The following is a 19,160-nucleotide window of genomic DNA, read 5'->3' on the forward strand; positions in this document are numbered from 1 at the left end:
GGGCGCGGTGCTCGACGTCTTCACAGCGGATGTCCTTCGGCGTCGCGCAGCTCCACCAGCAGCGCCTGCCCCTGTGCATCGACACGAAACGCGCCGAACTGCGCGCCCTCATAGCGGCGCCCTTGGCCTTCCTGGAAGAAGAAGGCATCCGTCGAGATATGGACCTGGTCCGTTCCCCAGCGCGACGGCCGCAGCTGGAAGCGCAGCAGATGCTCGCCGGCGACCAGCGGCTCGCCGCGATGCAGCCGTACGAAGCTGGCCTCGCCACGCGCGTCGAGCCGGACCACCGCGGTGCGGATACGGTCGTCGGTGGTCTCCAGCGCGCGCAGGATCGGCGCGCCGATGGCGAAATTCAGCGCCATATAGTCGCCCTGCATCAGCGAGCGCGGGTCGACCGGCGCCAGCCGCAACAGCACCACATCGCCACGCGCCAGCAGCCTTTCCTTGTCGATCACGCCCACGCCTGCGACCGCGAGCGTCAGTACCCAGGCAATCAGGATCCAACGTTTCATCGGCCGCCCTCCTCCGCGACGTCGGCGGTGCCCAGCGGGGGCCCGGGGCGCGCCAGCCAGGCGCGTGCAAACAGCACGACGATGCCGGCCGCTACCAGCGTTGCCGACTTGATCGCCAGCGTCCAGTGCAGCGCGCTGTAGTACCAGAGGAAACCGAGGCCGATGGTCGCAAGGCCGAGCCCGAGCCAGGACAGGGACGCCCTTCGCAAGGCCAGCCCGGTCGCGAGCACGCCTGCCACCACGGCAGGTGCGCCGATCATCAGCGCGGCACAGAGTGCGAGCACACCGCAGACCGCGGTGCGCCGGCGCGGCGATCCTTGCAGTCGGGCCGTCTCGACGATGCCAAAGCCGACCAGCAGCACCGCAAACAACGCGCCCGCCAGCCAATGCGGCACGCCGCGCGCCGCCGGTTCGGTGAAGAGGCCGAGGGGATGCCCGATGCCGGTCACGATCAGCGCGCCGAGCAGGCTGCAGGACAGCAAGGCGTCCGCGGCCGGGGCGAGCCGGTGATGTCGCCCGAGCGCGGCGAGCCGCACTTCGGCGACCGCGAACAGCGCCGCCTTCAGCGCGGCGACGGGCGCCAGCCAGACCAGCGCCCAGCCAATCCCCTGCCAAGGCGTGGACGGCCCCATCGCGATGGCGATGGTCAACGCGATTGCAATCGAAACCATCGCCGCAAGCGCGCACAACAAGCGATGCAGCCGGTTGCCGATCGCCGCATAGAGCAGCATCTCGCAGGCCGCGATGCCGCACCAGAACGCCGCGGTCTCTACCGCGCGGGCGCGGCCGAGCAGGTCGGCGGCGGCATAGAACGCGAGCCCCTGCCCGGTCAGGCTGCTGGCCAGCGCGAATTGCTCGAAGCCGGTATGGCCGGCGCGGCGCCGGTACAGCAGCGCGGCCAGTGCGATCAGCGCCAGTCCGCAGACGAGAATGGCGCCGCTGTTCTCGCGCGCGGCGACGAACACGGTGCCGAGCAGGAACAGCTGGAAGAAGACCGCGCCGAGCCAGCCGGCCAACCCCGTCAACAGACGCACGGACCAGGGTGCATCGGTGTCCGCCGGCGGTTGCCCTTCGACGGCGCCCTCGGCGGCCAGCTTGCGCCACAGCGCCTGCGCGGCCGCCGCCGGTCGCGCAGGCTCGTCCTGTTCACGGTACCGCGGCTCCCCGTTAGCCAGCGACGTCTGCGCATGACCGCGATGCAAGCGCATCAACCACGTCGCCGACACGGCCGACAGGCCGAGCGTCAGCAGGCCCAGCAGCAGGAAGCCGCCGAATTCCGCGCCGGCCTCGAACAGCAGGCGCCCAAGCCCCGCGACGATCAGCGCGATCAGGGACAGCGCAATCCCGCTCAGCACCAGCAGATCGACGTTGCGCCGCCAGAACCAGGCGCCGAGTCCCAGCAAGGCGGCCAGCGCGACGATCAGCATCGCGCCGTCGAAGCGGTCGCCGAACAAGGCGGCGAGACCGAGCCAGACCGCATGCGCGCAAGCGAGAAACGCCAGCAGCCGCACGCCGCCCTGGCCGCGCACGCCGACACGCGGCACGTGGGCGGACAGCACCAGCCATAGCACCAGCTGCAGCAAGGCGGCGGCAAGCAGCCACAGGCCGACCAGCTTGCCGTCCTCCACGCCGAACAGCAGCGTGAAAGGCAAACCGGCGCCGACTTCGACGCTGAAGAAGCGCAGCAGCGCGACATTGGCCAGCACCACCACCAGCCACCAATGCGGCGGGGCGTGCGCGGCCAGCGCCCAGGGCACGGCGAGCAGCGCCCACCAGGCGAACAGTTGCCACGCGTCGGCGCCGGTCTGGTAGACCTGTCCGATCACCGCCAGCAACGCCCCGGTGATCATTTGCGCGGCGAACAGCGCGGCGCGGCCGGCGGCGTCGCCGTCCGGCCGCCGCCAGGCGAAGGCCGCCAGCGCGCTGATCAGCACGGCGAGCACGCCGAAGCGGGTGAACTTGTGCAGGGCCTGCCAGTTGAAGGCGAAGAAGACGATCACGCCGGCGCAGAGCAGTGCCACACCAAGAGCGAGCAGCGCCCGTTGCAGCCAGCGGTGCCAGTCGGCAAGTCGCGGCTCGGTATCGGCCCAGGCCTGGCGCGCTGGCTCCATCGCCAGTCGCCCCTGTGCGCACCAGTCCGCCAGCGCGCGCCGCTGGGCATGCCGGATGTTCAGAGGGTGGGCTTGGCGATCGGTCGGCATGGGATGAGCAGCGCTCCGGAAAGGCGTTGGCTGCACTCTAGCAAAGCGCCGTGGTGGGCGCACGGTCAAAGGCGGTGGGGCGCAAACCAGCGAAGCACCGGGCTGTGCCGGTATGCTGTCGGCTTTTCCGGCTCACGGCTTGCGGTTCGCGGGACCGGGCCGCGGCACCGGGCACCGGGCACCGGGCACCGGGCACCGGGCACCGGGCTCCGGGCTCCGGGCTGCGGGCTCCGGGCTGCGGGCTCCGGGCTCCGGACTTTGGACTCTGGATCTGGACTCTGGACTCTGGACTCTGGACTCTGGACTCTGGACTCTGGACTCTGGGCGCAAGGCTCAGGGCTCAGGGCTCAGGGCTCAGGGCTCAGGGCTCAGGGCTCAGGGCTTAAGGCTTAGGTCCCGGGCTTGCGGTTCGGGCCCCCGGCTCCCGCTGCCCGTTCAGCCGCACCGTGATCCATCCCGTTTTCCGTTTCGATCACCAGACACCATGACTCTCGGCATCCTCGCCGCCCTGCATGACGAAATCGACGGCCTGATCGCCGCGATGCGCCACGACCACGCCCGCGCCACCGTGCATCGGATCGGCATGCGGGACTACTACGTCGGCGAGCTGTACGGGCAGCGCTGCGTGGTGGTGCTGGCGCGGGTCGGCAAGGTGGCAGCCGCGGCGACCACGGTGACGCTGATCCGCGAGTTCGCGGTCGACGGCATCGTCTTCACCGGCCTGGCCGGCGGCATCGGCGCGGGCGTGCAGGTTGGCGATCTGGTGATAGCCGATCGCACCGTGCAGCACGACATGGACGCGCGTCCGCTGTTTCCGCGCCATCAAGTGCCGCTGCTGGGCCGGGACGAATTCCCCACCGATCCAGCGCTGACGGCCGCGCTGCGCGAGGCGGCGCAGGCCTTCCTGGCGGAGGATCTGCCCAGCGCCGTGCCGGCCGCGGTGCGTGCCCGATTTGGCGTCACTGCGGGCGTCAGCGCGCCGAACCTGCATCTGGGCATGATCGCCAGCGGCGACCAGTTCATCGGCGCGCCGACCACGGTGGCGGAATTGCGGGCGCGGCTGCCGGGCTTGCTGGCGGTCGAAATGGAAGGCGCCGCGGTCGGCCAGGTCTGCCACGAATATGGCGTGCCGCACGCGGTCATGCGGACCGTGTCGGATCGGGCCGACGACAGCGCGCATGTCGATTTCCCGGCGTTCCTGGCCGAGGTGGCCAGTCATTACTCCGAGGGGGTGATCCGGCGGCTGCTGCCGACGCTGCGGTAGCAAACCCATGGCGTTGCCCCGAAACGGGGATCCGGTGACATTCGGGCTTGCTGCCGGCGATGGAAGACGCGAGGTCCTCGCTTGCGCGGAGAGGACGGCGTCAAGCCAGGGCGGGCCTGCCTTTGCTCAGCGGCCGCGCCGGGCGAACAGGCCGGCCAGCCCGACCAGCAGCGCAGCGCCGAGGATCGCGGCGGTCCAGCCGCTGAGTTGCCCGTCGATGAACCAGCGCAGCGCGCGGCCCAGGTAGAAGCTGGCGAGGGCGCCGACGCCACCGAGCAGCAGCGCCATCGCGACGGTCAGCCCCGGTCCGCGCGGATGCATCGCGCGCGCCACCAGTCCGACCACCATGCCCACCAAGAACGTCCCCAGCATCGCCCGCTTCCGTTGTTCGACTATCCGCTCGATCTGCCGCCGCCCCCGGGCTGCAGCGGCGTAACGATAACTCAACTCGGAACGCCGGCCGATACCCGACAGGCTCGGCCGGCCCCCGAACGCAAGGATCGCGCCCGGGCGGTATAATGCAAGCCGTCCCGGCGGCGCTCGACCAGGGCCCGAATAGATTCAAGACGCTCAAGACGCTCCGCAACCTGCGCAGGCAGTACGCAGGCGATGCAAGAGCAATATGTGCGCCGCCATGCCCAGCGCAGGCAAGCTGCCGCAAGGCCGGAATGGCCCGGCAGCCGGACAGCGACAAGTCCCCAAACCATGCAACTGCTCGCAATCGGAATCAATCACAACACGGCGCCCGTCTCGCTACGCGAACGGGTGGCGTTTCCGCTCGAGCAGATCAAGCCGGCGCTGGGGGCGCTGCGCACCCAGCTGGCCGGCAAGCGCGGCACCGAGGCGGCGATCCTGTCGACCTGCAACCGGACCGAGATCTACTGCGCCACCGACCTGGTGCTGTCCGGCTCGGAAGGCTTCGATCACACGCTGCGCTGGCTGGCGCAGCACCACAACATCCCTGCCGGCGAACTGGCTCCGCACCTGTACGCGCTGCCGCAATCCGAGGCGGTGCGCCACGCCTTCCGCGTCGCCAGCGGCCTCGATTCGATGGTGCTGGGCGAGACCCAGATCCTGGGCCAGATGAAGGACGCGGTGCGCACCGCCGGCGAGGCCGGCACGCTCGGCACCTATCTGAACCAGCTGTTCCAGCGCACCTTCGCGGTGGCCAAGGAAGTGCGCGGCCAGACCGAGATCGGCGCGCATTCGGTGTCGATGGCGGCGGCGGCGGTACGGCTGGGACAGCGCATCTTCGAGAGCATTTCGGGCCAGCGCGTGCTGTTCATCGGCGCGGGCGAGATGATCGAGCTCTGCGCGACGCATTTCGCCGCGCAGAGCCCGCGCCAGATCGTCGTCGCCAACCGCACGGTGGAACGCGGCGAGAAGCTGGCCGAGCAGCTGGCGGCACAAGGACTCAATACCGAAGCGATCCGCCTGTCCGAGCTCGGCTCGCGGCTGCACGAGTTCGACATCGTCGTCTCCAGCACCGCCAGCTCGCTGCCGATCATCGGGCTGGGTGCGGTCGAACGCGCGGTCAAGCAGCGCAAGCACCGGCCGATCATGATGGTCGACCTGGCCGTGCCGCGCGATGTCGAGCCCGAAGTGGCGCGGCTCGATGACGTCTTCCTCTATACCGTCGACGACCTCGGCGCGATCGTGCGCGAAGGCAACGCGATGCGGCAGGCCGCGGTCGCGCAGGCCGAGGCGATCATCGAAACGCGCGTCCAGCATTTCATGCACTGGCTGGAGACGCGCAGCGTGGTGCCGGTGATCCGCGAACTGCAGGCCAACGGCGAGGCGATGCGCCAGGCCGAGCTCGAACGCGCGCGCAAGATGCTGGCGCGCGGCGACGATCCCGAGGCCGTGCTCGAGGCGCTGTCGGGCGCGCTGACCCGCAAGTTCCTGCACGGTCCGACCCACGCGCTGAACCACACCCAGGGCGAGGACCGCGAGGCGCTGCTGCGCCTGGTGCCCGGCCTGTTCCGCCACAGCAGCCACTCCGAGCGCTAGCCGCGCTCGCCGCGGGCGTCCGCGCCGCCTTTGCGCCTTTGCGCCGGCGGCCTTGCCCGCACCGCCGCGCCCCGCCCCTGCGGCATCCGCCCGCATCAGGCGGCGCCCCGCACCAAGACGCCAAATCCGGATTCCGATGAAAGCCAGCATGCAAGCCAAGCTCGACCAACTGGCCGAGCGCCTCGACGAAGTCAACGCCCTGCTCGCGCGCGAGGACGCGACCGCGAACATGGAGCAGTACCGCAAGCTGACGCGCGAGCATGCCGAGCTGTCGCCGGTGGCCGAGCAATATGCGCACTACCGGCAGGCGCAGGACGATCTGGCCACCGCGCAGGCGCTGCTCGACGACCCGGAGATGAAGGCCTTCGCCAGCGACGAGATCGATGCCGCGCGCGCCAGGCTCGAACAACTGGAGGCCAGCCTGCAGACGCTGCTGCTGCCCAAGGACCCCAACGACGACCGCAACCTGATCCTGGAAATCCGCGCCGGCACCGGCGGCGAGGAAAGCGCGCTGTTTGCCGGCGACCTGCTGCGGATGTACACGCGCTATGCGGAGCGGCAGCGCTGGCAGGTCGAGATCATGAGCGAATCGCCGTCGGACCTGGGCGGCTACAAGGAAGTGATCGTCCGCATCGCGGGCGAGGCGGCGTTCTCCAGATTGAAGTTCGAATCGGGCGGCCATCGCGTGCAGCGCGTGCCGGCCACCGAGGCGCAGGGCCGCATCCATACCTCGGCCTGCACGGTCGCGGTGATGCCCGAGGCCGACGAGCTCGGCGAGATCGAGATCAATCCGGGCGATCTGCGCGTGGACACCTTCCGCGCCTCGGGCGCCGGCGGCCAGCACATCAACAAGACCGATTCGGCGGTGCGGCTGACCCACCTGCCGACCGGCATCGTGGTCGAATGCCAGGACGACCGGAGCCAGCATCGCAACAAGGACAAGGCGATGAAGGTACTGGCGGCCCGGCTCAAGGACATGCAACTGCGCGCGGCGCAGGCGAAGGAAGCCACCACGCGCCGCAATCTGATCGGCTCGGGCGATCGCAGCGACCGCATCCGCACGTACAACTTCCCGCAGGGCCGGGTGACCGACCATCGCATCAATCTGACGCTGTACAAGATCGACATGATCATGGACGGCGATCTCGACGAATTGGTGGGAGCGCTGGCGGCCGAGCACCAGGCCGATCAGTTGGCGGCGCTGGGTGAAGACGCGTAACGAGGCATAAAGACGCGTAAATACCGGCGGCGATAATCGCTACGGTTGTTTTCCGCCGGCAAAATACTTGTATTTCTTGTAAATGCCTGAAACAGCCATGGTAACGACATGGTTGGTCGCTATAATCGGAAACGGCTAACCCGGCACAAATACCGGGCGAGTCTTTTCTCGATAACGGACAAAAGGACGAAATCATGAAGAAACTGCTTGCGTTGTTGATGGTCACCGCTGCAGTGGCTGCTTGCGGCAAGAAGGATGAAGCCCCCGCCTCGTCGAACGTCGACAGCGCGATGGCGAGCGCCGCCGAATCGGCGAAGTCCGCCGCCAGCGACGCCGCCGCGGCTGCGGAATCCGCCGCCGACGCCGCCAAGGCCGCGGCCAGCAACGCAGCTTCGGACGTGTCCGCCGCCGCCGAGCGCGCCAAGGACGAGGCGGCTGCCGCCATGGCGAACGCCAAGGACGCCGCCAGCAACGCGGTCAACGAGACCGCCGACAAGGCCAAGGAAGCGACCAAGAACTAAGCCGTCGCCCGCGCCGTACCGAGCCCCGCCACGGCAGTGCGCCGGCGGGGCTCTTCTCTTTTGAAGGCGCATGGCGCATGGCGCTTGGCGCCGCGGCCAATACTCTCGCCCTCGCGCGCTTCACCTCCGACTGCTCCGATGACCGATTCCCCGTCCTCCGCACCGCTCCCCGCCGGCCCCCTGCCGGCGCAGGCGACGCTGCGCGAGGCCCTCGCCGCCATGACGCAGGCCGGGCTGCCGGCGCTGGAAGCGCGCATGCTGCTGACCCACGTGACGGGCCTGACCCGCACCCAGCTGATCACACGCGATACGCAGCCGCTCGACGCCGCCCAGCATGCCGCGCTCGCCGCGCTGCTCGCACGGCGGCTGGCGGGTGAGCCGATGGCCTATCTGGTCGGCGAGCGCGAGTTCTACGGCCGTCCGTTCCACGTCAGTCCCGCGGTGCTGATCCCGCGCCCGGACACCGAGATCGCGGTGCAGGCGGCCCTCGTGCGCCTGACCGGCACGCAGGCGCCGCGGGTGCTGGATCTGGGCACCGGCTCCGGCATCCTCGCCATCACGCTGGCCTGCGAACGGCCCGATGCGCAGGTCTGGGCAACGGACATCTCGCCTGCCGCGCTCGATATTGCGCGCGCCAACGCGGCGGCGCTGCGCGCCGACAACGTCCGCTTCCTCGCATCCGACTGGTATGCGGCCGTGCCGGCCGACGCCCGCTTCACGCTGATCGTCAGCAACCCGCCCTATATCGCGGCCGGCGATCCGCACCTGTCCAGCGGCGACCTGCGCTTCGAGCCGGTCGATGCGCTGACCGACCATGGGGACGGGCTGTCCGACCTCGCGACCATCGTCGCCGGCGCCGGCGCGCATCTGGAAGCGGGAGGATGGCTGCTGATGGAGCATGGCTTCGACCAGGGCGAGGCGGCCCGGCAATTGCTGCGCGATGCGGGCTTTGCCGAGGTCTTCACCGAGCGCGACCTGGGCGGCAACGAACGCTGCAGCGGCGGGCGGTGGCCGGGCGGGAACGCCGGGTAGAGGACTGGGTAGACGGCCAGGTACAGGGCCGGGCAGAGGGCCGGCGTCCACGCGCCCGAGGCCGGGTTCAACGAGGCCCCGGCGCGGGTCCAGCGCCTGAAGCCGCAGTCCGAATCCGGTAGAATCTTCCCGATCCCGCGCGCCACCCTTCGGCTTTTCATCCCATCGGCCGGCGCGCGTCTCCGATTCCATGGCGCGCGGTTCGCCTCAGCGCCAACCTTCCGAAGCGAAAATCATGAGTGACGTGCAACAAAAGATCGACCAGATCGTCAAGGGCCATCCCGTCGTGCTGTTCATGAAGGGCACGGCGCAGTTCCCGATGTGCGGTTTCTCCGGCCGCGCGATCCAGATCCTGAAGGCCTGCGGCGTCGACGCGCCGATGACGGTCAACGTGCTGGAAGACGACGGCATCCGCCAGGGCATCAAGGAATACGCCAACTGGCCGACCATTCCCCAGCTCTACGTCAACGGCGAATTCGTCGGGGGCTCGGACATCATGATGGAGATGTACCAGAGCGGCGAGCTGCAAACCCTGCTGAAGGGCTGAGGTTCTGGAGCCCGCGATGAGCGCCGGGCCCGCCGCCGCGCCGCGGCGCGTGATCGTCGCGATCACCGGTGCCACCGGCGCCGTCTATGGCGTGCGCCTGCTGCAGGTGCTGGGCGCGGTCGCCGACGTCGAGACGCATCTGCTGATCTCGCCGGCGGGCGTGATGAACCTGCAGCACGAACTGGACATCGGCAAGGCCGAGGCCGAGGCGCTGGCCGACGTGGTGCACAACGTGCGCGATATCGGCGCGACCATCGCCAGCGGCTCGTTCCGCGCGCAGGCGATGGTGATCGCGCCGTGCTCGATGCGCACGCTCGCCGCGATCGCGCATGGCCTGTCCGACAACCTGATCACCCGCGCGGCCGACGTCACGCTGAAGGAGCGCCGCAAGCTGGTGCTGATGGTGCGCGAGACGCCGCTGAACCTGGCGCATCTGCGCAATATGACTGCCGTCACCGAAATGGGCGGCATCGTCTTTCCGCCGGTACCGGGCTTCTATCAGAAGCCCGATACCATCGCGCAGCTGGTCGACCATACGATCGGCCGCGTGCTCGACCTGATCGATGTGCCGCAGACGCTGGCGCCGAGCTGGGCCGGCCTGAATGGACAGATCTGAGCCGCACGCATCGCGGCGCCTCGCCGGCCACGGCGGCCACCCTCCCGTTCTGACGCTTTAACGCTTTTACGCTTCCGCGCTCAGCGCCAGTGCCCCCGTCCATGGCCGTGGCCATGCCCATGCCAGTGGCCGTGTCCGCCGCGGTAATAGCCGCGGTACGGATAGCCGTAGTAGTAAGGCCGCGGCGCGACCACCACCGGCGGCGGCGCGACATAGACGGGTGCCCCCACGCCGACCGTGACGCCGGCATCGACCGGCGCCGGGTAGACGGCGCAGCCGGACAAGCCTGCCGCCGCCACTGCCCCCAGACCTGCCAACCACGCTTTCATTTTTTGCCCCTGTTATACGGAATCGATGACGCCGTTATACGGGGCGGCTTGGTAATACGGGGTCAGGGCCCTGTAACCCACGTTACCGTTCCCTACAAGCCGGGGGGCCAAGCCCGACCGCGGTTCGGCATAGGACCGGACAGGGACTGGACACGGACCGGAGAGGGAAGACGCACCTAGAAGGACGCGCCGCCGCGGTAACCCTCGTTAACCCTTGCAGCGGCCCGCCTTCGCCCGCCTCCGCCCGCCTCCGCCCGCCTCCGCCCGCCTTCGCCCGCCTTCGCCCGCCTCACAGATCGAAGCGGATGCCCTGCGCCAGCGGCAGCGCGTCGCCGTAGTTGATCGTATTGGTCGCCCGCCGCATATAGCCCTTCCAGGCATCCGAGCCGGATTCGCGCCCGCCGCCGGTCGCCTTTTCGCCGCCGAAGGCGCCGCCGATCTCCGCGCCGCTGGTGCCGATATTGACGTTGGCGATGCCGCAGTCGCTGCCGGCCGACGACAGGAAGCGCTCGGCCTCGCGCAGCGACTCGGTGAAGATGCACGACGACAGGCCGTGCGCCGCCGCGTTGTTCAGCGCGATGGCCTCCTCCAGCGAGGTGTACGGCATCAGGTACAGGATCGGCGCAAAGGTCTCGGTCAACATGGTGTCGTGCTGCGTATCGGTGACCACCAGCGCCGGCCGCATATAGCAGGCATGCGGATAGCGATCGGCCAGCAGCCGTTCGCCGCCATGCACCGCGTTGCCCTGGGCGCGGCAGCTGGCGAGCGCGTTGGCCATGTTGTCGCCCGCGGCGCGGTCGATCAGCGGGCCGACCAGCGTGCCCGCTTCCAGCGGATCGCCGACCGGCAGCCGCGCGAAGATCTGCGTCAACTGCTCGCGCACCGTGTCGAACAGGTCGACATGGACGAAGGCGCGGCGCAGCGTGGTGCAGCGCTGCCCGGCGGTACCGGCCGCGGCGAAGGTCATCGCGCGCAGCGTCAACGACAGGTCGGCCGACGGCGCCACGATGGCCGCGTTGTTGCCGCCGAGTTCGAGGATGCTGCGCTTGAACTGGCCGGCGCAGGCGATGCCCACCTCCCGTCCCATCCGCGTCGACCCGGTGGCGCTGACCAGCCGCACATGGGGATGCGCGACCAGCCGTTCGCCGAGTTGCCGCCCGCCGCACAGCACGGTGGCGATGCCCACGTGCTCGGGCGCCGTGGCTTCGATCACGCGATCGAGCAGCGCCTGCACCGCCAGCGCGCACTGCGGCGTCTTCTCCGACGGCTTCCATACCACCGCGTTGCCGCACACCAGCGCCAGCGCGGCATTCCACGCCCACACCGCCACCGGGAAGTTGAACGCCGAAATCACGCCGCAGACACCGAACGGATGCCAGGTCTCGCGCATCGCATGCTGCGGCCGCTCGCTGGCGATCGTCAGTCCATGCAGCTGGCGCGACAGGCCGACCGCGAAGTCGCAGATGTCGATCATCTCCTGCACTTCGCCCAGCCCTTCCTGCAGGATCTTGCCGGTCTCGAGCGAGACCAGTTCGCCAAGCGCGCTTCGATGTTCGCGCAGCACCTCGCCCAAGCGCCGCACCACCTCGCCGCGCACGGGCGCGGGCACCAGCGCCCAGCCGCTCTGCGCGGCGTGCGCCTGCGCGATGCGCGCGTCCGCCTCGTCGGCGCTGCACGCGGCGATATGCCCGAACACCTCGCCGTCGATCGGCGAGCGTGCCGGCAGCGCGCCGTGGCCGCCGGGCCCGTCGCGCCAGGGAATGGGCTGGCCGATGGCGCGCCAGCAGCGCTCGAATGCGTCGGCTTTCATGCGAGGGCCTCCTGTAGCGGATGGCAGGTGTAGTGCCTGCCGAAACGGTTGGCGAGGAAGGCCTCGAGCCGCATGTCCTCCTGGCGGACGAAGCCCCGTTGCGGCAACTGGCCGGCGATCACCATGTCGAGCGCGGCGCAGACGCCCGCGGCGGTGGTCAGCTGGATCGCGTTCAGATGGCCGTGCTCGCCCTCGGCGCCGCCGATGCGGGCGGAGAACGAGGCCTGCGTCAGCGGGCCGAGGCGTCCGTCCTCGCCAGCCGTGCGGCCCGTGGCGCTGGCGAACACCACCACCACGTCCTGCTCGGTCAGCGGAATCGCGCTGTCGAAGATCTCGCGCAGCCAGTCGCGCCGTTCGCGCAACCGCAGATCGTCGAGCAGCAGCTTGATCACCGCGCAATGGCCAGGATAGCGGATCGACTTGTAGTCGACGTGGCGGGCGCGCCCGGCCAGCGTTTCGGGCAGCGTACCGAGCCCGCCCGAGGTATGGAAGGCCTCGTACTCAATGCCGTCCAGCGCGAAGCTCTCCAGCCCCTCGAGCGCCGGCACCTCGACGCGGCGCCCATCGACGATCGCCTCGCAGGGATTGCAGTACTCGTTGATCAGCCCCTCGGTGCTCCAGGTCAGGTTGTACTTCAGCGCATTGTTCGGATAGCGCGGCAGCGCGCCGACGCGCATGCGCAGGTCGAGCAGCTGGCCGCCGCCGCGCAGGAAGCGCTGCGCCAGGTCGTGGCCGACCACGCCGATGAAGCCCGGCGCCAACCCGCACTGCGGCATCAGCACGGCCCGCGCATCGGCGGCCAGCGCGCGGATCGCCCGCGTGGCCGCGACGTCCTCGGTCAGGTCGAAATAGTGCACGCCCAGTTCGGCGGCGACCGTCGCGACCGGCACCGCCGCATGGAAGGGCAAGGCATTGATCACCGCGGCCGCGCCGGCCAGCGCTTCCATGCACGCCTGTCGTTCCAACGGGTCGGCCACGCGGGTGGAGACGCCCGCTGGCAGCGCGTCGAGCGCGTCGCGGTAACGGTCGACCACGGTCACCGCGTAGTCGCCGCTGTCCTGCAGCATGGCGGCGATGGTGCGGCCGATCTTGCCGGCACCGAGCACGGTGACGGGCAGCGCCGCACCGGAACGAGCCGAAGGGAAGGAAAGGTTGTTGTTCATGACGGTCCTCCGACGCGGGAAATGGAAGCGTGCCAATGTCGCGCGGGATGGCCGGGTGCCGGCGCATCGAGCCATCCCGTACCCAAAGTATGGTGTCGCGCGCCGTCGGATTGAACAGACAACAATGACGAAAACCCGCCATAATCGGGCGAATCGACGATGTATCTCGACGAAACGACGAGACGCCGGCACCGCACCAGACCGAAGCCCGAAGCCCGGAGCCCGGAGCCCGGAGCCCGGAGCCCGGAGCCCGGAGCCCGGAGCCCGGAGCCCGGAGCCCGGAGCCCCGGAGCCCGCAGCCCGCAGCCTGAAGCCCGTAGACGGAGACCGCATGACCGACCTCGACCAGACCGACCGTCACCTGCTGTCGCTATTGCAGGCCAATGCGCGCGACAGCGCCGCCAATCTGGCGCGCAAGCTCGGCATCGCCCGCACCACGGTGGTCGCCCGCATCGCCCGGCTGGAGCGGCTCGGCGTGATCGCCGGCTATGGCGTGCGGCTGGGCCAGCAGATGGAGGACAACGCGATCCTGGCGTTCTGCGGGCTGTCGGTGCAGCCCAAGACCGCGCCCACGGTACTGCGCGCGCTGCAGCGCTTCCCCGAGGTGGTGGAGCTCGATTCGGTCAGCGGGCCGGTCGACTACATGGCGGTGATCCGCTGCGATACGCATGCGCGGCTGGACCGGCTGCTCGACGAGATCGGCGCGCTCGATGGCGTGAACCACACCAGCACGTCGATCGTGCTGGCGCGCAAGATCGACCGGCGGCGGCCGGTGGGGTGACGGGCAGCCTCGGCTTCGGCATTGGGGCTCCTTGGCGTCCCCGCCCCCTCCCCTCTGCCCCTGCTCCTGCCCTCTTGCTCTCTTGCCCGCGCCCCCGCGCCCCCGCGTCCCCGCCCGCCGCGCGTCTCCTTGCCCCCGCGTCCCCGCGCTCCCGCGTCCCGATGCCCTCGCGCCCCGGCGCCCCCGCCCCGCACTCCCTGCGCCCGCCTGCGCACATCGCGCAAACGCGGCAAACTGGCGGCCCGTTCGCAAGAACGCAGCATCGCAACATCGCTTCAGGAGGAATCCCGATGAACACACCAATCCGTGTCGCCGTGGGCGGCGTGACCGGCTGGGCCGGCGGCGAACTGGCGCGCGGCGTCGCGCACGCGCCGGACATGACGCTGGTGGCTGGACTGTCGCGCGGCGCGGCCGGCCAGACGCTGGCGCAGCTGACAGGCCACGCCGACACGCCGGGCAAGGCCGTCGCCAGCATCGCCGAGCTGGCCGGCACGCCGTACGACGTCTACGTCGAAAACACCAAGCCGGACATCGCCAAGCACAACATCCTGCAGGCGCTGGCGCAGGGCGCGCACGTGGTGGTCGGCACCTCGGGGTTGTCCGACGAGGACTATGCGGAGATCGACGCCGCCGCTCGGGCGGCCGACCGCGGCGTGCTCGCCTGCGGCAATTTCGCCATCACGGTGGTGCTGCTGCAGAAGTTCGCCGAGATGGCCGCGCGCCATCTGGACCAGTGGGAAATCATCGACTACGCCAAGGCCGGCAAGGTCGACGTGCCGTCGGGCACCGTGCGCGAGCTGGCCTACCGGCTCGGGCAGGTCAAGACCGCCACGCAGACGGTGCCGCTGGACCAGGTCAAGGGACCGGTGGAGACGCGCGGCGCCACGATGTCCGGCACGCAGGTGCATGCGGTGCGGCTGCCCGGCTATCAGCTCGGTGTCGAGGTGATCTTCGGCGCCGACGGCCAGCGCCTGCATCTGAAGCACGAGGCCGGCGACGGCTCCAAGCCCTATGTGTCCGGCGCGCTGCTGGCGATCCGCAAGGTGCATACCCTGCGCGGCGTCGTGCGGGGCCTGGACAAGGTGATGGAAGGGCTGTAGGCCGGCAGGGACTCCGAATGGGCTGGCACGGACCCCCAGTACGCCGACAGGGACTCCAAGTTCGCCGGGCCCCGCAAAAGGCGGAGGCCCGGCGACTTTCGCTCTGCTCGGCAACCGGCACATCGCCCGATCAACCGGCCGGGGTCCCGCCTGCGCGGGAACGACAGCAAATGCGGACGACGCAGGCCGGGCTTACCAGCTGCCCGGCTTGCCGTCGCCCTCGCCCTTCTTCGGCTTCTGCACCACGGCCTTCGGCGCGCTCGGCGCCGACGCGGCGCCCGGGTTCAGCTGCTGCGTGATGGCCGCATCCTTCTGCGCCATCACGGTGCGGGCCCGCGGCAGCAACAGCTCGATGCTGCCCGTGTCGGGATCGTCGGGAATCGAATAGACCTCGACGGTCAGCGGCGCCTGCATCCATCCGGCATGGACGCTGTTGACCGTCTTGCCGTCCTTGTCCAGCAGCGCCACCTGCTCCTCGCGGAACGGCTTGCCATAGCGCGCGGTCAGCGTGCGCAGCGTCGACTGTTCGGAGCGCACGCCATCGGTCGGCACGATCAGGCCCACCAGCGCATTGCGATCGACCACCGCCAGCGCATGCGGGCCGTCCATGAAGGCCGGCCGCTGCTTGCGCGGCACACCGACCTGGCGCATCGCGCCATCGCCACGCACTTCTACGCAGAAGGCGGTCACATCGGTGCCGTCCGGGGTGCGCTTGTCCGCGCAGTCCGGCAGATCCGGCATCGGATTGCCGATCTTCAGCGCGCCGAGCAGCGGCGCCAGCATGTCGGCTCCGGGCGACGCGGGCGGCGTCGCGGGGGACGCAGGGGAAGCAGGGGACGCGGAAGTGGCGGGGTTGGCGGCAGTGGCCGGCTTGGCGGCGTTCGCCGACTGCGCGCCGGCCGCGCTGGCCGCATGGACTGCAGGCGCCGCGGCCAGCACACCGGCCGCGGTAAAACCGGCCACAGCCAGGCCGGCAAGTTGGAATCGCATTCAAACTCCTGATTTTGGGGTCGGGCGTTGGAGCGGCCGGGCCGCCCGATGTTCCGGATGTGACGCCGCCGCGAGCGATCGCCCCGCCCGGATCCACGCGGGCGTTGCCGGCGGCTCACATTGAGCGGGCGTGGCGACGGCGATGCGCGAGCGCCCGCGGAGCCCGCGGGCCCGCGCGGCTGACGCAGGCGGCCGTGAGCGACAACGGCGCACAACTATACCGGCTTCCGAGCCCCGCTCCCGCGGCGCCCGCCCTCCCCCTCAATCCAGCGAAATATTCTTCGCCCGGATCACCTTGCCCCAATGCTCGCGGTCGGCGGCGACGTAGCGGTCGATCTCCGCCTGGCTCATCGGCTGCAGCACCTGCAGGCCCAAGCCGTTGAAGGTCGAGCGGAACTGCGGGTCGCGCAGCGTCTGGTCCGCCGCGGCGCGCAGCTTCTCGACGGCCTCGGGCGGCGTCTGCGCCGGCACCGCCAGCCCGAACCAGGTCGCCGCCTGGAAGTTCGGATGGCTCTCGGCGACCGTCGGCACATTGGGCAGCACGTCGAGCCGGTTGCGGCTGGTCACCGCCAGCGCCTTCAGCTTGCCGGCCTTGATATGCGGCAGCGAGGTGCTGACTACATCCACCATCAGCTGCACGTCGTTGGCGAGCAGCGCCGCCAGCGCCGGCGCACTGCCGTTGTACGGCACATGGGTCAGCTCGATACCCAGCTCGGTCTTGAGCATCTCGGTGGCCAGCTGCAGCGCATTGCCCAGGCCTACCGAGCTGTAGTTCAGCTTGCCGCCCTGGCTCTTCGCATAGGCGGCGAACTCGCGGATGTTGTTCGCCGGCACCTGCGTATTGGTGACCACCACCAGCGGCACCTCGGCGCCGATGCTGAAGATTTTGAAGTCCTTCGGCGGGTCGTAGGTGATCTTCTTGTACAGCATCGGGTTCAGCACCATGCTGCCGTTGGTCGCGAAGCCGACCGTATAGCCGTCGGCCGGCGCGCGGGCGACCAGGTTGGTGCCGATCATGGTGGCCGCGCCGGGCTTGTTGTCGACTACCACCGGCTGCTTCAGTACCTTGCTCATGCCCTCGGCCAGCGCGCGGCCGAACTGGTCGGTCGATCCGCCCGGCGTGTATGGCACGATCAGCTTGATCGGGCGGTCCGGATAGGCCGCGCCTGCGGTTGTCACCGCACCGAATGTCGCCGCCAGCATCGCCGCCAGACCCAGCGCAGACCTCAGCGCAAACCTCAGCGCCGACCTCAGCGTCGATTGCCGCGCAGACCTCGGCGCCAACGTCAGCGCCAACCTCGGCGCCAATCTCGCCCCCACCGCGGCGATGCCCCGCCGGGCCCGCCTTCCCGCTTTCCAGCCTTGCATGGTGTCTCCTTCCTTATGTGCTGCTTCGTGGTGTGCTGCGTTCCGGTGGGCGATGCCCGCCGCGTTCAGACGCGCCGCGTCCGCCCCTGCCAGTATTGGTCTCGCAGACGCCGTTTGGCGAGCTTGCCGGTCTCGTCGCGCGGCAGTTGCTCGGCGATCACGATGGTGCGCGGCACCTTGAAGCCCGAGAGCCGCTCGCGCAGCCAGGCGATGATCTCGGCCTCGTCCAGGCGCTCGCCCGGCATCGGCTGCACCATCGCCAGCAGCCGCTCGCCGTATTCGTCATCAGGCACGCCGAACACCACGCAGTCGGCCACGCCCGGATAGCGCACCAGCTGGTGCTCGATCTCGGCCGGATAGATGTTGACGCCGCCCGAGATCACCATGTCGGACGCGCGGTCGCACAGGAACAGATAGCCGTCGGCGTCGAGGTATCCCATGTCGCCCAGCGTCACCAGGCCGCCGACATCGATCGCGCGCCGCGCCGCGTCGTTGTTGCGATAGGTGAAGTCGGGGTAGGCGGGCTGGCGTACGTAGATCAGGCCCACTTCGCCGGTCTCGCACGGCGTGCCGTCCTCGCGCAGGATGCGCACGCTGGCCTGGTCGACCGGCCGGCCCGCGGTGCCGGGCCTGGCCAGCGCATCGGCGGGCGTGGCGACGGTGATCATGCCCGCCTCGCTGGACGCATAGGTTTCGTGGATCACCGGGCCGAGCCAGTCCAGCATCGCGCGCTTGACCTCGGGCGCGCACGGCGAGCCGGTCGAGGCGACGAAGCGCAGCGACGACAGGTCGTAGCGCCGGCGTACCTCATCCGGCAGCTTCAGCAGCCGCACATACATGATCGGCACCAGGTAGACGACATCGATGCGATGCCGCTCGATCAGTGCCAGCACCTCCTCGGCATCGAAGCGCGGCGTCAGCACCAGGCGCTCGGCGATCTGCAGTGCGTTCTGGATGAACACGCCGGGCGCGCTGTGATACAGCGGCGCCGACATCAGCGCGCGGCAGCCCGGCACGATGCCGATCGACTGCGCCACGACCGAGCGCATTGCGGCCTGCTGCGCATCGAGCCGGTCGAGCGGCACGGCCTCGCGCAGCACGCCCTTGGGCCGTCCGGTGGTGCCGGAGGTGTAGGCCATGTGACCGCGCGGCGCGACCCGTGGGCCGTCATAGGCCGGCTGGGCCGCGAGCCAGGGCTCGTATGCCAGAACTTCGAGCGCCGGCGGCGCGGCGTCTTCGCCGACGGCCAGCACCGGCATGCCCGCCGGCACCGCGGCCTGCACCGCCGGCAGCAGGTCGGCATGGGCGATCAGCACCTTGGCGCCGCTGTCCTCGAGCAGGTAGCGCACCTCGTCCGCGGTGAAGTGCCAGTTGATCGGGCAGTAGTAGCAGCCGGCGGTACGGCAGGCGTGGACGATGTCGGCGAACGGCGCGTCGTTGCGCAGCAGCACCGCGATCACGTCGCCCTCCGCCACGCCGAGCGCGCGCAGCCCGCCGGCCAGCCGGCTGCCGCGCGACAGCAGTTCGTCGCCGCTGCGATGTAGATCCTGGAACCAGAGGTCCGCCGCCATTCGAGTGCTCCTGTGCGCAAGGCGCGCGTGCGGGCACGGGCGCCGTCATATTGAGCGGTCACTGTAACGGCGGGCACCGCCATCGACAATTGCCTGGCCGCGCAGCACAATGTTGAGCCCAGCGCG

The 19,160-nt window shown here is 69.9% G+C and carries 18 protein-coding genes; 9 read left to right on the forward strand and 9 right to left on the reverse strand.

The genetic code is table 11. The features are described 5' to 3' along the window. Positions 1 to 20 precede the first annotated feature (20 nt). Both K7G19_RS23545 and K7G19_RS25135 read right to left on the reverse strand, forming a co-directional pair. Positions 21 to 512, reverse strand: coding sequence for a GDYXXLXY domain-containing protein (locus K7G19_RS23545; RefSeq protein ID WP_226109458.1), 492 nt, complete (start codon positions 510 to 512; stop codon positions 21 to 23). Further along, positions 509 to 2,713: a DUF4401 domain-containing protein gene (locus tag K7G19_RS25135; RefSeq protein WP_370639594.1), complete on the reverse strand. Its 2,205-nt coding sequence runs from the start codon at positions 2,711 to 2,713 to the stop codon at positions 509 to 511. Before K7G19_RS25135 ends, K7G19_RS23545 begins: the two co-directional genes overlap by 4 nt. Before the next feature lie 484 nt (positions 2,714 to 3,197). On the opposite strand from K7G19_RS25135, the gene K7G19_RS23560 reads away from it, so the two are divergent. Next, a complete protein-coding gene (locus K7G19_RS23560) occupies positions 3,198 to 3,977 on the forward strand; it encodes a 5'-methylthioadenosine/adenosylhomocysteine nucleosidase (protein WP_226109459.1) in 780 nt (259 codons plus the stop codon). 126 nt (positions 3,978 to 4,103) lie between these two features. On the opposite strand, the gene K7G19_RS23565 is transcribed toward K7G19_RS23560, so the two are convergent. Beyond that, on the reverse strand, positions 4,104 to 4,349 hold the full coding sequence (locus K7G19_RS23565; RefSeq protein WP_149319664.1) for a hypothetical protein: 246 nt from the start codon (positions 4,347 to 4,349) through the stop codon (positions 4,104 to 4,106). Positions 4,350 to 4,682: 333 nt separating this feature from the next. Between K7G19_RS23565 and hemA the strand changes: the two genes are divergently transcribed. From hemA to K7G19_RS23595, 6 genes are all read left to right on the forward strand, one after another. Beyond that, positions 4,683 to 5,987 (forward strand): glutamyl-tRNA reductase, encoded by a 1,305-nt coding sequence (gene hemA, locus K7G19_RS23570; protein ID WP_149319665.1) that lies wholly within the window; start codon positions 4,683 to 4,685, stop codon positions 5,985 to 5,987. A 136-nt stretch (positions 5,988 to 6,123) separates the two neighbouring features. Beyond that, complete coding sequence (gene prfA / locus K7G19_RS23575) at positions 6,124 to 7,206, forward strand: peptide chain release factor 1 (RefSeq protein ID WP_226109460.1); 1,083 nt, start codon at positions 6,124 to 6,126, stop codon at positions 7,204 to 7,206. A 194-nt stretch (positions 7,207 to 7,400) separates the two neighbouring features. Next, positions 7,401 to 7,727 (forward strand): hypothetical protein, encoded by a 327-nt coding sequence (locus tag K7G19_RS23580; RefSeq protein ID WP_006577776.1) that lies wholly within the window; start codon positions 7,401 to 7,403, stop codon positions 7,725 to 7,727. A 138-nt stretch (positions 7,728 to 7,865) separates the two neighbouring features. Further along, on the forward strand, positions 7,866 to 8,759 hold the full coding sequence (gene prmC, locus K7G19_RS23585) for a peptide chain release factor N(5)-glutamine methyltransferase (RefSeq protein ID WP_226109461.1): 894 nt from the start codon (positions 7,866 to 7,868) through the stop codon (positions 8,757 to 8,759). A 235-nt stretch (positions 8,760 to 8,994) separates the two neighbouring features. Then, a complete protein-coding gene (gene grxD, locus K7G19_RS23590; protein WP_006577774.1) occupies positions 8,995 to 9,306 on the forward strand; it encodes a Grx4 family monothiol glutaredoxin in 312 nt (103 codons plus the stop codon). 16 nt (positions 9,307 to 9,322) lie between these two features. Beyond that, a complete protein-coding gene (locus K7G19_RS23595) occupies positions 9,323 to 9,922 on the forward strand; it encodes a UbiX family flavin prenyltransferase (RefSeq protein WP_149319668.1) in 600 nt (199 codons plus the stop codon). Between the two features lie 80 nt (positions 9,923 to 10,002). Here K7G19_RS23595 and K7G19_RS23600 read toward each other — a convergent pair whose 3' ends face one another. From K7G19_RS23600 to K7G19_RS23610, 3 genes are all read right to left on the reverse strand, one after another. After that, positions 10,003 to 10,251, reverse strand: coding sequence for a hypothetical protein (locus K7G19_RS23600; protein WP_149319669.1), 249 nt, complete (start codon positions 10,249 to 10,251; stop codon positions 10,003 to 10,005). 289 nt (positions 10,252 to 10,540) lie between these two features. Beyond that, positions 10,541 to 12,061, reverse strand: coding sequence for an aldehyde dehydrogenase family protein (locus K7G19_RS23605; RefSeq protein WP_149319670.1), 1,521 nt, complete (start codon positions 12,059 to 12,061; stop codon positions 10,541 to 10,543). Beyond that, the gene (locus tag K7G19_RS23610) at positions 12,058 to 13,224 is read right to left on the reverse strand and encodes a saccharopine dehydrogenase family protein (RefSeq protein ID WP_226109462.1); all 1,167 of its coding nucleotides are present in this window, start codon (positions 13,222 to 13,224) and stop codon (positions 12,058 to 12,060) included. Before K7G19_RS23610 ends, K7G19_RS23605 begins: the two co-directional genes overlap by 4 nt. Before the next feature lie 331 nt (positions 13,225 to 13,555). On the opposite strand from K7G19_RS23610, the gene K7G19_RS23615 reads away from it, so the two are divergent. Further along, entirely contained in the window at positions 13,556 to 14,005 is a 450-nt protein-coding gene (locus K7G19_RS23615; RefSeq protein ID WP_053822624.1) for an Lrp/AsnC family transcriptional regulator, read from the forward strand. 290 nt (positions 14,006 to 14,295) lie between these two features. Then, complete coding sequence (dapB, locus tag K7G19_RS23620; protein WP_226109463.1) at positions 14,296 to 15,105, forward strand: 4-hydroxy-tetrahydrodipicolinate reductase; 810 nt, start codon at positions 14,296 to 14,298, stop codon at positions 15,103 to 15,105. 192 nt (positions 15,106 to 15,297) lie between these two features. Here the strand turns inward: dapB and K7G19_RS23625 are convergent, their stop codons facing one another. From K7G19_RS23625 to K7G19_RS23635, 3 genes are all read right to left on the reverse strand, one after another. Continuing rightward, positions 15,298 to 16,095, reverse strand: coding sequence for a hypothetical protein (locus K7G19_RS23625; protein WP_226109464.1), 798 nt, complete (start codon positions 16,093 to 16,095; stop codon positions 15,298 to 15,300). 261 nt (positions 16,096 to 16,356) lie between these two features. Next, positions 16,357 to 17,298 carry a tripartite tricarboxylate transporter substrate binding protein gene (locus K7G19_RS23630; protein WP_149319761.1) on the reverse strand — a complete coding sequence of 314 codons (942 nt, stop codon included), beginning with the start codon at positions 17,296 to 17,298 and terminating at the stop codon, positions 16,357 to 16,359. Positions 17,299 to 17,528: 230 nt separating this feature from the next. Continuing rightward, positions 17,529 to 19,034 carry an acyl-CoA synthetase gene (locus K7G19_RS23635; RefSeq protein WP_226109465.1) on the reverse strand — a complete coding sequence of 502 codons (1,506 nt, stop codon included), beginning with the start codon at positions 19,032 to 19,034 and terminating at the stop codon, positions 17,529 to 17,531. Between the last annotated feature and the right edge of the window lie 126 nt (positions 19,035 to 19,160).

The organism is Cupriavidus sp. DB3 (assembly GCF_020418465.1).
Taxonomy (GTDB): Bacteria; Pseudomonadota; Gammaproteobacteria; order Burkholderiales; family Burkholderiaceae; genus Cupriavidus; species Cupriavidus cauae.

Bases quoted from the DNA above. Each gene is read 5' to 3' on its own strand.
- K7G19_RS23565 (WP_149319664.1), bottom strand. From the start codon at position 4,349: ATGCTGGGGACGTTCTTGGTGGGCATGGTGGTCGGACTGGTGGCGCGC.
- K7G19_RS23605 (WP_149319670.1), bottom strand. From the start codon at position 12,061: ATGAAAGCCGACGCATTCGAGCGCTGCTGGCGCGCCATCGGCCAGCCC.
- K7G19_RS23580 (WP_006577776.1), top strand. From the start codon at position 7,401: ATGAAGAAACTGCTTGCGTTGTTGATGGTCACCGCTGCAGTGGCTGCT.
- grxD (WP_006577774.1), top strand. From the start codon at position 8,995: ATGAGTGACGTGCAACAAAAGATCGACCAGATCGTCAAGGGCCATCCC.
- K7G19_RS23615 (WP_053822624.1), top strand. From the start codon at position 13,556: ATGACCGACCTCGACCAGACCGACCGTCACCTGCTGTCGCTATTGCAG.
- K7G19_RS23635 (WP_226109465.1), bottom strand. From the start codon at position 19,034: ATGGCGGCGGACCTCTGGTTCCAGGATCTACATCGCAGCGGCGACGAA.
- K7G19_RS23560 (WP_226109459.1), top strand. From the start codon at position 3,198: ATGACTCTCGGCATCCTCGCCGCCCTGCATGACGAAATCGACGGCCTG.
- K7G19_RS23610 (WP_226109462.1), bottom strand. From the start codon at position 13,224: ATGAACAACAACCTTTCCTTCCCTTCGGCTCGTTCCGGTGCGGCGCTG.
- K7G19_RS23600 (WP_149319669.1), bottom strand. From the start codon at position 10,251: ATGAAAGCGTGGTTGGCAGGTCTGGGGGCAGTGGCGGCGGCAGGCTTG.
- prmC (WP_226109461.1), top strand. From the start codon at position 7,866: ATGACCGATTCCCCGTCCTCCGCACCGCTCCCCGCCGGCCCCCTGCCG.
- hemA (WP_149319665.1), top strand. From the start codon at position 4,683: ATGCAACTGCTCGCAATCGGAATCAATCACAACACGGCGCCCGTCTCG.
- K7G19_RS23545 (WP_226109458.1), bottom strand. From the start codon at position 512: ATGAAACGTTGGATCCTGATTGCCTGGGTACTGACGCTCGCGGTCGCA.
- K7G19_RS25135 (WP_370639594.1), bottom strand. From the start codon at position 2,713: ATGCCGACCGATCGCCAAGCCCACCCTCTGAACATCCGGCATGCCCAG.
- K7G19_RS23630 (WP_149319761.1), bottom strand. From the start codon at position 17,298: ATGCTGGCGGCGACATTCGGTGCGGTGACAACCGCAGGCGCGGCCTAT.
- dapB (WP_226109463.1), top strand. From the start codon at position 14,296: ATGAACACACCAATCCGTGTCGCCGTGGGCGGCGTGACCGGCTGGGCC.
- prfA (WP_226109460.1), top strand. From the start codon at position 6,124: ATGAAAGCCAGCATGCAAGCCAAGCTCGACCAACTGGCCGAGCGCCTC.
- K7G19_RS23625 (WP_226109464.1), bottom strand. From the start codon at position 16,095: ATGCGATTCCAACTTGCCGGCCTGGCTGTGGCCGGTTTTACCGCGGCC.
- K7G19_RS23595 (WP_149319668.1), top strand. From the start codon at position 9,323: ATGAGCGCCGGGCCCGCCGCCGCGCCGCGGCGCGTGATCGTCGCGATC.